Source organism: Algoriphagus zhangzhouensis (genome assembly GCF_900148515.1).
Taxonomy (GTDB): Bacteria; Bacteroidota; Bacteroidia; order Cytophagales; family Cyclobacteriaceae; genus Algoriphagus; species Algoriphagus zhangzhouensis.
The window spans coordinates 1,253,766-1,266,476 of the sequence record NZ_FRXN01000001.1; the positions used below are offsets into that span (position 1 = coordinate 1,253,766).

Here is a 12,711-nt window from a genome sequence, read left to right on the forward strand (position 1 = left end):
AGGAAATGTCAATGTGAATTTCCTTCTGTCCATTCTTTATAAATCTTTGATTGCTTTTCATTGGTATCTGAGCTCCGAACAATGGTGAATTTATCTTTCCCATCTACTTTAGATTTTTCTAGGTCCAAACCTGCCATTTGAAGGTATTTCTGATAATCCAAAACTTTGGTGGTTTGCAAATAATCAAACAGTTCTCCCAAAGGCATTCCGGCAGCATTTTCACAAGCTTCACGGATCTCAGCATCCGTAAAACCTCTTCCCAAGTCCTTGTAATAATGATTGTACATAAAGCGCATGACATCATCCAAGGATTGTTGGTTATCCGAAGCATTTCTGATTGCAAAATCAAGCAAAAGACCTAATACAGGACCTTTTTCATAATAGGTGATTGTCGTATCCTGAGCCGTTCCTTGCTGCCCAAAAGGTCCTTCATCCCATGTCCTGTAACTAGACTCTTCCAATGATTGAAAACTCTTTCCTTCATCATTTTCGTATCGGGTAATCAAATCAGCAAAATAGGAAAGGAACTGTTCGTCATTGATGACTCCAGAGCGTCTCATCAAAATATACTCGTAATAAACTGTCAAGCCCTCACTCACCCATAATTGAGTTGTTCTATTCGCTTTTTGATAATCAAATGGACCCAATTCTACTGGACGGATCCGCTTCGCATTGTAATGATGATAGTATTCGTGAGTCAAAAAAGCAATTGCTCCATTGACAGCCCCTTCGGATTGAAGTTGATTTCCATCCAAACTGAAAGTCGTGTTGTTCAAATGCTCAATTCCGCCTCTACCTGGCCCAATTGAGATAAATGTATATTCTTCAAAAGGAATATCTCCCATCAATTCTACGGAAGCTTCCAATGAATTTTGAAGTCGGTTGATAAAATCTTGCTTATCGAACTCTCCAATCTGATGTGCTAAAAATCGATGCTTTACTCCTGCAACTTCAAAACTCGGCAACTCCTCCAAATTCCCAATAAGCAAAGGACTATCAAAAAATACATCCATATCTTCTGCAGAATAGCTCAAAGCCCCTTCTTCCTTCAAACCAGTGGCAACGTCAGCCCATCCATCAGGAAGAATTACTTTCAGCTCAGGAGCCAAATCCAGTCGTCCTTTGGGATAAAGCCAAGAATTAGTCGGAACGATATAAGCATGCTCCTTGTCAACAAAGCTCGTTGCCACGAATTTTCTGACAGTTTGAATATCGTATCGAACAATCAAGGTCTCAGATTTGATTCCTGAGATAGTCCAGGTGGAGAAATCCTCATGGGAAACAGGCAACTCTATTCCAGACTGAGAAAAGGCCTTGAGATTTTGGACATTTTTCCCATAATCCATCAATTGATAATATCCTGGCATCCATCGAGGCATTTGAAGAGTCAATTCATTTGCTGAAAGGCCCGAAATTCTCATTTCTACACGGTAAGAACCAGAACTTGGATCGGGAAATGAAATCTCATAATTCAGATGAGACTGAGCAAAGAGATTCGTAGAAAAAAAGAGGCTAAAAAGAGTAATTAAGCTAAAAAAGCCTTTGTATAGATGTTTAATTAATTGATTCATAGGTCGAGATTCTTGCACAAAACTAAACCTACCAAAACTTTGGAACCAATGCTGTTTTTTAAAAGGCAAATTTGAGATTCATGATGAATCAAAAGCCAAGGTTCAAATTCCCTCCTCTTCTAAAAGCCTTTAAATTAAACTCTGGAAAAGCTTTATCTCCAAAGTACTTTTTGCGAGCCTGCCGAAATAATTGTTGGATTATTCCTGCTATAGGTCCCTCCCCTCTCATTCTCCTCCCAAATTGACTATCATTGATTCCTCCTCCATGCATTTGGGCGATTTGATTCATTACTTTCTGATGGCGATCAGGAAAATTTTTCTCCAGCCAATCTGAAAAAACATCCCCCACTTTCCCATTCAACCTTATCGCAGTCATTCCTGCTCCAATTGCACCATTTTCAGAGGCTAATTTTAAAATAGAAGGAATCTCATGGTGGTTCAATCCTGGAATAATTGGTGCATTCATGACTCCAACAGGAATCCCAACTTTGGAAAGTTCTTCAATAGTTTTCATCCGCTTTATAGAACTGGCAGTCCTCGGCTCCATTTTCCTTCTTAGATCTTCATTTAATGTAGTAATAGAAATAAAAACCTGAACGAGCCCTTCTTTTGCCAGATCCTGCAAAAGATCCAAATCACGGAGGATCAGGCTATTTTTAGTAATCAAGCCTACAGGATGTTGATACCGGGCAAATACCTCCAAAAGTTGTCGAGTAATCCTCATCTCTTTCTCTAAGGGTTGATAACAATCCGTATTTCCGGAAAGAGAAATCGGAGCCACTTTCCACCTCGGATTCAAAAGAAACTTTTCCAAAAGCATAGGCGCTTCTGGCTTGGCCATCAATTTCGTTTCAAAATCCAAACCTGCGGTAAACCCATAAAATTCATGCGTATTCCTAGCATAGCAATAACTACAGCCGTGCTCACAACCTTGATAGGGATTTAGGGAAAAGGCCAAAGGGATATCAGGGCTTTTGACTGGATTGACGATTGTTTTGGGATGCTCCAAAAACACTTCCGTCTTTGGTACAGAGAGCAATTCTTCATCAAGCCCTTCAATATGATCAAATACCAAACGTCTTTCCAAAAACTTGTTCCCAGTCTGAATCTGAGATCCTCTTCCCTTGAAATAAGCCCCTTCCATGTCAATTATTTTGTCAAAAGCACCTTTCATAGTTTAAGGATTTTTTCTTCAAAAGGGTATTCGAAGACAAAAACTGTCGGTTTCTTTTATTAAGTGAATTTTACAATTCAATATTTATTTATTGTTTTTCAATAAATTTTTTCCCTTATTTGAAAAATCTCACAAAATGAAAGCTGAAAAAACTCTTCCCCTACTCCAGGTATTTTCTTGGATCATTTACATAGGAATCAGTATCAAAACCGGTACTATCATCATTTCTTATCTAGTAAGTGTATTTATAAACCCTCAAGCGTCGGCTGACTTAGGATTAAGTTTGGACCTTTCTTCCTTGATGGAATTCAACCTATTGTATTACCATTTTATGCTATCCTGGGTGATAGTGATTTGGATGCTAAAAGCCAGCATCATGTATCAGGTAATCCAAATATTCAATAAGCTAAAATTGGTACAGCCTTTTACAGAAGAAGTCTATTCTCACATATACAAAATGAGCCAATTAGCCTTGTCAACTGGCCTTCTCTCCTATGGGGCATACACATTCAGTCGATGGATTTCCAAATTTGGAGTTGACCTGTCCAACCTACAGGAGTTTATCAGCGGAAGAGCAGAATTTCTTTTTATGGCCGCTATCTTATTTGTGATTTCTCAGGTCTTCAAAAGAGGAATTGAAATTCAATCTGAAAACGAATTAACCATTTGAGCCATGCCTATCATTGTAAATTTGGATGTAATGATGGCAAAGCGAAAAATGTCACTTAATGAACTATCCGAAAAAGTAGAAGTCACACTTTCCAACCTTTCAATCTTAAAAACCGGAAAAGCCAAAGCTGTCCGATTTAGCACTTTGGAAGCCATTTGCAAAGCTTTGGACTGCCAACCAGGAGATATTTTGGAGTTTAGGGAAGAATAAAAAAAGAGGAGCTTTAAACTCCTCTTTTTCAATTTATTTCTCTTGCTCTGCAAGCCATTCCATTATGGTGACAGGCCTGCCCTCAGAATACACCTGTTTTCCCTGAAAATCTTTCCGGGCTGTATTGGCATGGGAATAAATCCAAGACCAATGGCCCGGATAATAATAATCCTCTCCACCATAAAATCCTGTTATATCTGTCACATGTTTGTAATAGGAAAAATGGACATTTTTTGCACCAGCATCCATCAACCTATGATAAAGTGGAACGACTGTTTCATCAGGTTTGGTAGTATTATCATCTTCTGAATGAACAAACCAGATAGGAACATTCTTGATTGATTTGATCTGATCATCAGATACAAATTCATTGCTGTAAGCCAATGCGGAAATATATCCAGCTGCAAAATAATCAGGGTGCTCCAAAATCAATTTTAAGGACATATATCCTCCATTCGAACAGCCCCCCACATAGATTCTATCTGTATCTATCTGAGGATTCTTAGCCACAAATTCTTCGAATAATGCGAATAAAGCCTCATGATAAATATCCTCGGAATTTCCTCGAGTCATGCCATCGGCTGCCTGCATCCAGAAAGTTGGAGCTTGAGGAGCCAAAACATAAGCTCCACTTTCACCAAACAAAGCCTGGATTTCAGGAGAAGCATAATTGGCTGCTCTATTTCCCAAAAGAGGGATCGTAGGGTCCGTTCCTCCTTCACCACCACCATGTAGCCAGATGATTAATGGAACTTTAGCCTGAATTGATTTTGGGGTAAAAGCGGCATAGGACATGGTAATATTACCATTGGAAAACTTCCCATTAAGATCATACTCATCTACCAATGGCATTTTCTTTCCTATTTTCTGATCCCAAACCTGATTGTTCTTTTTATGGACAATAGTTAGTGAGTAATTCACCCAAAAGTTTCCTCCTCTACCTCCAGATCTCATGTATTGAAAAGGGGATCCAATTGGTAAAATCGGACTGACCTCTAGAACCAAGGTAATAAACATTCCGGCATCTACTCGATTTCCATCTGCATCGGAAGTATAGGCAAAGACTACATTTCTTTCTCCATTGGTTTGGCTGGCGGGAATTTCTCCTTCCTCAGTACTTCTGGTTGCAAAAACTTTAAAATCAGCAGGTGAAAAATCTTTGATTTCCTGCTCATTTCTAAGAATTACCTTGCTAACAGCAGGTCCCCAATCAAAGCCTTCGACCACCAGCTTATATTCTCGATTTGGGTCAAAATCTTTATTAATAACTTCGGCCCAGGTAAACTGGAATGCCAGCAACAAGGCCAAAAAGAGAGTGATTTTTTTCATGGTTATGTTAGGTTTATAGATAAGTGATTTTCAATCTATTTAAACAAAACCAAAGAACAAAACAGCTACTATTTGATAAGTGGAATTTGGATTCGATTTACCTTATTTCACTTAATATTCCCTTTTTTCAATTCCTTCACGGCATGGTCTACTGCTCTTGCGGTCAATGCCATGTAAGTAATCGAAGGGTTTTGGGTCCCAGTAGAAGTCATACAAGCTCCGTCAGTTACAAAGACATTGGGTGCCAAATGCATTTGGTTGAAACCATTCAGAAGAGATGTTTTTGGATCTCTACCCATTCTTACCCCTCCCATTTCATGGATATCCAATCCCGGAGCCTGTTTGCTGTCTGAAATTCTAATATTTTCACATCCCCCGACTTTCAGCATCTCTTGTCCTTGGTCAAAGAAGTCTTTCAGTATCTTTTCATCATTGTCATCATAACCAACATTGATTTGAAGCTGAGGAATTCCCCAAGAATCTTTTTGATCTGAACTTAAACTCACTTGATTACTTTCTTTGGGGATAGTTTCAGCCTGAATCATCATATAGACACCCCATGGCCCAGGCTTGGTATTTGCCTCCTTGAAATCTGCTCCAAACCCTTCCGATTGAGCATGCCCAAACCCTGCTCTACCAGCAGAATAAAAAGTCATATAACCTCTCATGAAGTCCATTTCCTGCCTTTTAACATTTCGGAAATTAGGCATCATGATCGCGGTCGGTCTTCTCCCGAAATAATATTTATCCTCAAAGCCTTCAAAATTGGCTGAAATGCTCCCTCTGTAATTATGGAAAGCAATGTATTTTCCTAAAATCCCAGAGTCGTTCCCAAGACCGTTTGGAAAACGCTTAGAGGTACTATTCAATAGGATCAGATTGGTATTTAAAGCTGCAGCATTGAGGAATATGATTTTTGCAAAGTACTCGCGCTCCTCTTTGGTAATTCTATCAATTACCCGAACTCCCGTGGCTTTCCCTTTTTCCTCATCCCAAATCACCGAATGAACAACAGAATCAGGTCTGACCGTCAAGTTCCCAGTTTTTGCAGCCCAAGGTAATGTCGAAGAGTTGGAGCTGAAATATCCACCAAAAGGGCATCCTCTGTAGCATTGATTTCTAGCCATACATTGACCTCTTCCCTGTGCTAAATGCTCTTCTTTGGGTGAAGTCAAATGAGCACATCGGCCAATGATAAATTTTCTATCCTTGTAATGGGCATTGATTCTGTCTTTCACTTCCTTTTCTACACAGTTCATCTCCCAAGCTTTGAGGAACTCTCCATCAGGTAGGGTATCCAAACCCTCGTAACTTCCGGAAATACCTACAAATCGCTCCACATGGCTATACCATGGGGCTACATCCTCATATCGAATGGGCCAATCTACAGCGAAGCCATCTCTACCAGGCCCCTCAAAATCATACTTGCTCCATCGCTGAGTTTGTCTTGCCCAAATCAACGATTTCCCACCAACTTGATAACCTCTCACCCAATCAAAAGGCTTTTCCTGTACATAAGGATGCTCTGAATCTTTTACAAAAAAATGCTCTGTATCCTCTTTGTAGGCATAACATCGATTGACAACCGGGTTCTCCAATTTATCAGTTCTTGGAATCTGATTATGATGAGGCATCTCCCAAGGAGCAGAAGTCATGGTTGGATAATCCTTGAGATGCTGCACATCCCTTCCTCTTTCCAAAACCAAAGTCTTTAGACCTTTCTCACATAGTTCCTTTGCTGCCCATCCTCCGGAAATTCCCGAACCGACAACAATCGCATCATATTGATTTGATTCCATTTTAAAAATTGGGTTTTATTTATTCCAAAAAGAGAGATCATAAAAACTTCACCTTCTCTTTTCTTGAATTTGCCTTTATGTACTTAAGTTTAGTCTGAAAATGATAGATTTTTATGAAAAAGTTATTCCTGCTGTCCTCGTTTTTTATAATCGGCATATTCTTTTCCACCTTTTCCCAGGAAAGGATCAAAATGCCTGAAAAAGGTCTTTGTGCACATCGAGGCGGGATGGACAATCGACCTGAAAACACGATTCATGCTTTCGAATATTCCATCCAAAAAGGTGTTCAGATGATCGAGTTTGATGTCCAATTCACCAAAGACGGCGCTTTGGTAATTATGCACGATGGAACAGTCGATCGCACAACGAATGGTAGTGGAAAAGTCGAAGAATTGACTTTTTCTCAAATCAGAGCATTGGATGCAGGGGCTTGGTTTGGGTCTGAATACGCTGAAGCAAAAGTCCCAACTTTGGAAGAAACGCTTCAAATGATGCCTAAAAATATCTGGATCAATTGCCATTTAAAGGGTGGAGCAGAATTGGGGATTGCTGTTTCAAAAGAGATATTCAAGCAAAACCGGGAACATCAGGTTCTCTTAACAGCCGAAGAGGAGGCTATTAATGCTGCAAGAAATTACAACCCGAAAATTCTGGTTTCCAATGTCGAAGGTTCTTACAGAAACGATCCAATTCCCTATGCAGAAGCAACTGTTAATTTGAAGGCAAATGGGCTTCAATTTAGAATTCCTGAGGAAGGAAAAATCCCTCAAAAGGCTATTCAGGTGCTCAAAGAAAATGGGATCATTATCAATTACTTCTATGCCAAAACTCCAGCAGAATTAGGACCATTATGGGATCAGGGAATCGATTTTGTTTTGGTCAATGAGTTGGAATCGTTTTCAGAAGAGGCAAAAAAAATGGGTATCACTCCCGTAATACCCATCTATTAATTTAAATTTTCTTATTCGTATCTCAAGGATTCGATTGGATCCATTTTGCTGGCTTTATAGGCAGGAACTACCCCTGAAAGAAGTCCTACAATCACACAAATCATAAAGGCTACAAACATCCATAGCCAAGGAACCAAGAATCCACCAGGCCCAATCGCGTTGGCAATGATATTCCCGATAGCCATCCCGAGGATCACTCCGAAAATTCCCCCCAAGACACAAATCATGATTGCCTCGATCAAAAACTGCTGTCGGATTCGAAGAGGAGTTGCTCCTAATGCTTTTCTGATTCCAATCTCACGGGTTCTCTCAGTCACAGACACGAGCATGATGTTCATTAAGCCAATCGAGGCCCCCAAAAGGGTAATAAAACCGATTCCAAATCCACCGATTCTCAAATAACCAGCAACTTCTTCCAAGCTTTCGGCGACTGACTGGCTTTTGGTCAAATCAAAAGAATCTTCCTGAGCGACTCTATCTTGACGGATTTTACGCATCATTCCGATCGCCTGGCCCATTTCATAATCTATCCTTTCTGGACCGGAAGCAATAGCTGTAATACTGTAATTGAAAACCCCTCTTTTATCTAATCTTGCTGCATTTTCTATAGGAATCAAAATCTGTCTATCGGCACCTTGATCCTGCCCCACTCCACCTTGCTCTTCCAGAACACCAACAATAGTGTAAGGTCTACCCAGGAAACTGATTTTTTGATTGATAGGATCTTCATTGGCTTCGAAAAGCGTCTCTTTGATCTCCTTTCCTATAATGCAGACATTATTCCCATATCGAACTTCGAGGTTGGAAAAATTCCTTCCGCTAGCCAGCTTCATGGCTTTGATACTCATGTAATTTTCATCACCACCTCTGATCCGGGTATTTGGGTTGGTAGTTTCGGAACCTCTTTTGATTTCAGCCGCCCCTGTTACACTGGCATAAACAGTAGAAATACCCAATGCAGTATATGCTTGCTTAAAATCCTGAACTTCACGAAATGTCAGCTTTGGATAGGTTTTCTCTTCCTTCCCATCCTGGATGGCCCTACCACCGCTAAATCCTTTATTCCTGATATCAAATGAATTGGCACCGAGCCCAGAAAAACTTTCTGCAATCTGACTTTTGATCCCATCAATAGCAGTCAGCATCCCTACCAAAGAGGAAATCCCCACAGCAATGATAGCTCCAGTCAAAATGGTTCTCAGAATATTTACTTGAACAGACTTTAAAGCCTCTCTTACATTTTCGATCAAATTCATGGATTGTCCGTATTAGAACAGGTTTTTTAAAAATTCCTTTCTCTCAACCTTAATAATAAACAAATACGCAGGATATGGCTATAGGATTAATAAAAATTTCAAATACCACTAGAAGTTTAAGTTCAAAAAAGCCCTTAATGCATCCGATCTCCTCTGATATCCATTTTTTTGAGCACATCAGCTTCAAAATCCAACCATTCTTGCCATCGCTTATTGACGATTTCGGGATCTTGATATTTTCTAGCCATCTCAATAAAAGTCACATAGTGACCAGCTTCTGAAATCATCAATTCATAATAAAACTTCTTAAGCTCATCATCTTGAATATTTTGAGACAAAAGCTTGAACCGTTCACAGCTTCTGGCTTCGATTAAGGCATTCAAAAGCAGATGCTCAGTAAGCTGAGACATACGATTCCCGCCTTTTCTCACAAAACCGTTTAGCTGGGTCACATATTCATCTTTTCTAGCCATTCCGAATTTCATTTCACGCTTTCGGATTTGATCCATCACCCGCTCAAAATGTCCCCATTCTTCAGCTACAATCGGAGTCAAAGTATCCACCAATTCATCCAAATCATTGAATCTAACGATCAAGGAAATACAAGAAGAGGCGGCCTTCTGTTCGCAATAGGCATGATCAGTCAAAATGTCTTCAATTTGCATTTCTGCAATCCCAACCCATCTAGGATCTGTCGGTAGTTTCAGATGAAGCATTTTTTGTTTTGTACTCTCTTCCCAGCTCATAATCAATCAAATAAATACCAGGTAATCCCCAAATCCAGAAATGATTTATAACCTGTGTAATCTGGAGAAACGAAGTATCCCTCCTGCTCCATGAACCCTTCATTCAGGTGATTGTACTTCAACAATACCCGAGTTCTATTGATTCTAAAATCCAAGAAGAAATCAGCTACAGGATAAGCATAAACATCAAATCTGTTTTGCAAATAAAATTGCTGAGTCCCTGCATAATAGGCATTGGCATAATAGCTCGATTTGTATCTAACATCTATACCCATTTGAATAAATACATTATCATTGAATGCCGGGCTATCAAAATAGAATCGGGTGTTTCCAAAGACTTTTGGAATTCGAAACGCATCCGCCGCATCACCAGAAATATTGGTCAATACCACTTCGGTATCCCACTGGAATTTCCTTCCAACAGGTATGGATGCTTTCAAACCAGGCATCAGCATAAAAGCCTCTCCGCTTGCCTGGGCAGGAAGTCTTTCCTCATCAAAATAGACGTAATTATTGACCCGATTTATAGTCAAAGAAGGCCTCAGTTGGACCCTATTTAAATCTATTTTTAAAGTTCCTTTAATTTGATCAAGGCCAATATTTGAAAAATCATTCGACCATTCATATTGATTGCCAGCATAAAGCTGCTGCATGGAGGTAGGCTTGTAAAGCGCTTTAGTATATTCTGCATCGAGCCAAGGCGATTGGAAAATACCATGGATTCTAAATGCTCCCGGAATCAAATATTCCCCATCAGCACTTAAGCTCCATTTTTCAGAAAGCTTTCCAATCAATTCTCCTCCCAAGTAAACTTCATTGAATGCATTATTGGATTCAAAAAATGTACTGCGCATTCTTCCATTTCTCAAACGAGTGAAGGCATTGTAATAAAAGCCTCCAAACGTTCCCTTGAAACCAAACTCATTTCTCCATTCAGAGAAATTATTAAAATTCCTGGTGGTATCTTGATGATGAATCCTTGTCGAAGGATAATAGGAAGAATCACTGGTAGTCAAATCTGCATCAACAACAACCTCCTGCTTCCTTTTATCGAAAATATGATAAATCTGCAGCCCATCACGAACCTTGTACTCATGATAGATGTGATAGTCTTGTCTTAAATCCCTCGCCTGGGTATAACGAAGCCAAACTTTTGCATCTTCATAAGTAAAATAAACCGAGGTACTGTCTTCCTCAGGAGGAATGATCCCACCGATTTCATTGACGACATGACGCATTCTGGAGAATGTCCCCAATATCCAATACCTGCCGTTCTCAGATCGATAATTAGAATGCAAGGAATAGCTCGTCTGGTTAACCATGTTATCATCTCTGGCTGTTGGATTCAATGTTTTTCTCGATTTAATCGTATGAAAATCAAAGCCTACATTCCAGCGTGGATTGATATTTCTGGCGAACTTGATATCCAGCATATTTCGGTTTCCTCCTCCAAAAAAAGCTGACATCTCTGTGAAAGGAGACTTGGTATCAAAATACTTATTGTCAGAAGGATCTCTGAAATAAATATCGTAAGCACTAAAGCCTGAAGTAGTCCCTATTATTTTTGGAACCTGATAAAAAACAGGAGTCGCAGCACTTCCGATATTACCCAAATCCTGGTATTTCCACCCGCTTTTGGCTACTGGATCATAATTATGAAAATTAGTTAAGGAAGTATCCTGAGGATATAAAACGAGACTATTTCTCTTGATATCTTTTTCGAAATAATAGAGGGCAGTTTTAGGTCCAAAGACCATTTTGGTACTATCATCCAACAAAGATTTTCGCAGATTTTGCTCTCCTTCTTCACCTTCTTCCGGATCGACTTCCCGAACGGTTTTGGGCCCATTTCCCCCACGGGTTGTGGTTGTCGTACGCTGAGCCACAGCGAATTCAGCAATTCCCATCAAGACTAGGAAACATATTCCAAATAGAGCTTTATTCACAGGATTTGTCTTAGGTAAAGACTTTTTGTTGGATTAGATCAATAAGTTTTTGCTCATCCTCAGGAGAAAAGACCACCTGAATTGGCAGGACAAAAATCGGAATTTCTCCCAAAAAACCATTTGGAAGCAAGTTTTTTACTTTGACTCCGTCTTTTTCCGTGGTCAGAAAAACGAGTTCACCTTTTGGATAGCTTTCCGATTCTCTTTTCAATTTGGCTAAATCCTCTTCAGTATAGTCGTAGTGATCTGGAAATTTATGAAAGTTTAATACTTCAAAATTCTTTCTACAATAATCTTCCAAAATATCAGTTTGGGCGATTCCACTAAATAAAATCACCTTCTTGGAAAATTGACTTTGTTCAGAAATAGCGACTGGATCTCCATAACCGATGGAAGAAAACAAAACTGGCTTTTCAAGTCCAGCGTAAACCCTTACCTCTCGGATAATTTCATTCTTTTGATCGGTTTCAATTCTTTCAGGACTTTTAGAAATCACCACGACATCCGCTCTTTTTGCCCCTTTTCGGCTTTCTCTCAAGCGCCCCATTGGCATGAGGTAATCTTTGAAAAACGGATCATCCCAAGTACTAAGCAAGATGGAGAAATGAGCTTTGAAAGAACGATGCTGAAATGCATCATCTAAAATCAATAATTCAGGCCGTTCTGGAAGTTGATGAATTACATTTTCTGCCTGAATTCTATCCTCTCCTACAAATACTTTTATTTCATTTCCGAATTTTTGAAAAATCTGGAAAGGTTCATCTCCAATGTAGCTAGGAGAAGAATCAGGTAAGGCTTGCAAAAAGCCTTTGGTTTTCCGACCATACCCTCTAGAAAGAGTCGCTAATTTTCTTTCATCCTTAAATGCTCGAATCAAAAATTCCACCATGGGAGTCTTCCCTGTCCCTCCGACTCTCAGGTTCCCTACTAGGATACTGGGAGTTTGGGATTGATGAGATTTTAGGACACCCTGATCATAAAGGAAATTCCTTAGGCGAGTGATCCCACCGAATAAAAGAGCAAATGGATAAAGTAAAAATGCCAAAGGATGCATTCCTTA

At 39.6% G+C, this 12,711-nt stretch carries 11 protein-coding genes; 3 read left to right on the forward strand and 8 right to left on the reverse strand.

The features are described 5' to 3' along the window. Positions 1–8: 8 nt before the first annotated feature. Together BUF13_RS05275 and BUF13_RS05280 are read right to left on the reverse strand one after the other, a co-directional pair. The gene (locus BUF13_RS05275; RefSeq protein WP_073570667.1) at positions 9–1,571 is read right to left on the reverse strand and encodes a M61 family metallopeptidase; all 1,563 of its coding nucleotides are present in this window, start codon (positions 1,569–1,571) and stop codon (positions 9–11) included. Between the two features lie 88 nt (positions 1,572–1,659). Further along, the gene (locus BUF13_RS05280) at positions 1,660–2,745 is read right to left on the reverse strand and encodes a PA0069 family radical SAM protein (protein ID WP_243839701.1); all 1,086 of its coding nucleotides are present in this window, start codon (positions 2,743–2,745) and stop codon (positions 1,660–1,662) included. Positions 2,746–2,881: 136 nt separating this feature from the next. Between BUF13_RS05280 and BUF13_RS05285 the strand changes: the two genes are divergently transcribed. Both BUF13_RS05285 and BUF13_RS05290 read left to right on the forward strand, forming a co-directional pair. Then, positions 2,882–3,415 (forward strand): DUF2975 domain-containing protein, encoded by a 534-nt coding sequence (locus BUF13_RS05285; protein ID WP_073570862.1) that lies wholly within the window; start codon positions 2,882–2,884, stop codon positions 3,413–3,415. Between the two features lie 3 nt (positions 3,416–3,418). Beyond that, on the forward strand, positions 3,419–3,625 hold the full coding sequence (locus tag BUF13_RS05290) for a helix-turn-helix domain-containing protein (protein ID WP_073570668.1): 207 nt from the start codon (positions 3,419–3,421) through the stop codon (positions 3,623–3,625). Between the two features lie 33 nt (positions 3,626–3,658). On the opposite strand, the gene BUF13_RS05295 is transcribed toward BUF13_RS05290, so the two are convergent. Together BUF13_RS05295 and BUF13_RS05300 are read right to left on the reverse strand one after the other, a co-directional pair. After that, positions 3,659–4,954 carry a prolyl oligopeptidase family serine peptidase gene (locus tag BUF13_RS05295; protein WP_073570669.1) on the reverse strand — a complete coding sequence of 432 codons (1,296 nt, stop codon included), beginning with the start codon at positions 4,952–4,954 and terminating at the stop codon, positions 3,659–3,661. A 107-nt stretch (positions 4,955–5,061) separates the two neighbouring features. Continuing rightward, positions 5,062–6,753, reverse strand: a complete 1,692-nt coding sequence (locus BUF13_RS05300; RefSeq protein ID WP_073570670.1) for a GMC oxidoreductase — start codon at positions 6,751–6,753, stop codon at positions 5,062–5,064. A 113-nt stretch (positions 6,754–6,866) separates the two neighbouring features. On the opposite strand from BUF13_RS05300, the gene BUF13_RS05305 reads away from it, so the two are divergent. After that, positions 6,867–7,703, forward strand: coding sequence for a glycerophosphodiester phosphodiesterase (locus tag BUF13_RS05305; RefSeq protein ID WP_073570671.1), 837 nt, complete (start codon positions 6,867–6,869; stop codon positions 7,701–7,703). 11 nt (positions 7,704–7,714) lie between these two features. Here the strand turns inward: BUF13_RS05305 and BUF13_RS05310 are convergent, their stop codons facing one another. From BUF13_RS05310 to lpxK, 4 genes are all read right to left on the reverse strand, one after another. Next, positions 7,715–8,959 (reverse strand): ABC transporter permease, encoded by a 1,245-nt coding sequence (locus BUF13_RS05310; RefSeq protein WP_073570672.1) that lies wholly within the window; start codon positions 8,957–8,959, stop codon positions 7,715–7,717. Between the two features lie 134 nt (positions 8,960–9,093). Then, positions 9,094–9,705, reverse strand: a complete 612-nt coding sequence (locus BUF13_RS05315; protein WP_170865137.1) for a MiaE family protein — start codon at positions 9,703–9,705, stop codon at positions 9,094–9,096. A gap of 2 nt (positions 9,706–9,707) precedes the next feature. Next, positions 9,708–11,651, reverse strand: a complete 1,944-nt coding sequence (locus tag BUF13_RS05320; RefSeq protein WP_317129058.1) for a putative porin — start codon at positions 11,649–11,651, stop codon at positions 9,708–9,710. 10 nt (positions 11,652–11,661) lie between these two features. Next, a complete protein-coding gene (gene lpxK / locus BUF13_RS05325) occupies positions 11,662–12,705 on the reverse strand; it encodes a tetraacyldisaccharide 4'-kinase (RefSeq protein ID WP_073570674.1) in 1,044 nt (347 codons plus the stop codon). Positions 12,706–12,711: the final 6 nt, after the last annotated feature.

Coding starts and splice junctions, on each gene's coding strand:
- BUF13_RS05310 (WP_073570672.1), bottom strand. CDS start 8,959: ATGAATTTGATCGAAAATGTAAGAGAGGCTTTAAAGTCTGTTCAAGTA.
- BUF13_RS05275 (WP_073570667.1), bottom strand. CDS start 1,571: ATGAATCAATTAATTAAACATCTATACAAAGGCTTTTTTAGCTTAATT.
- BUF13_RS05300 (WP_073570670.1), bottom strand. CDS start 6,753: ATGGAATCAAATCAATATGATGCGATTGTTGTCGGTTCGGGAATTTCC.
- lpxK (WP_073570674.1), bottom strand. CDS start 12,705: ATGCATCCTTTGGCATTTTTACTTTATCCATTTGCTCTTTTATTCGGT.
- BUF13_RS05295 (WP_073570669.1), bottom strand. CDS start 4,954: ATGAAAAAAATCACTCTCTTTTTGGCCTTGTTGCTGGCATTCCAGTTT.
- BUF13_RS05315 (WP_170865137.1), bottom strand. CDS start 9,705: ATGAGCTGGGAAGAGAGTACAAAACAAAAAATGCTTCATCTGAAACTA.
- BUF13_RS05285 (WP_073570862.1), top strand. CDS start 2,882: ATGAAAGCTGAAAAAACTCTTCCCCTACTCCAGGTATTTTCTTGGATC.
- BUF13_RS05290 (WP_073570668.1), top strand. CDS start 3,419: ATGCCTATCATTGTAAATTTGGATGTAATGATGGCAAAGCGAAAAATG.
- BUF13_RS05280 (WP_243839701.1), bottom strand. CDS start 2,745: ATGAAAGGTGCTTTTGACAAAATAATTGACATGGAAGGGGCTTATTTC.
- BUF13_RS05305 (WP_073570671.1), top strand. CDS start 6,867: ATGAAAAAGTTATTCCTGCTGTCCTCGTTTTTTATAATCGGCATATTC.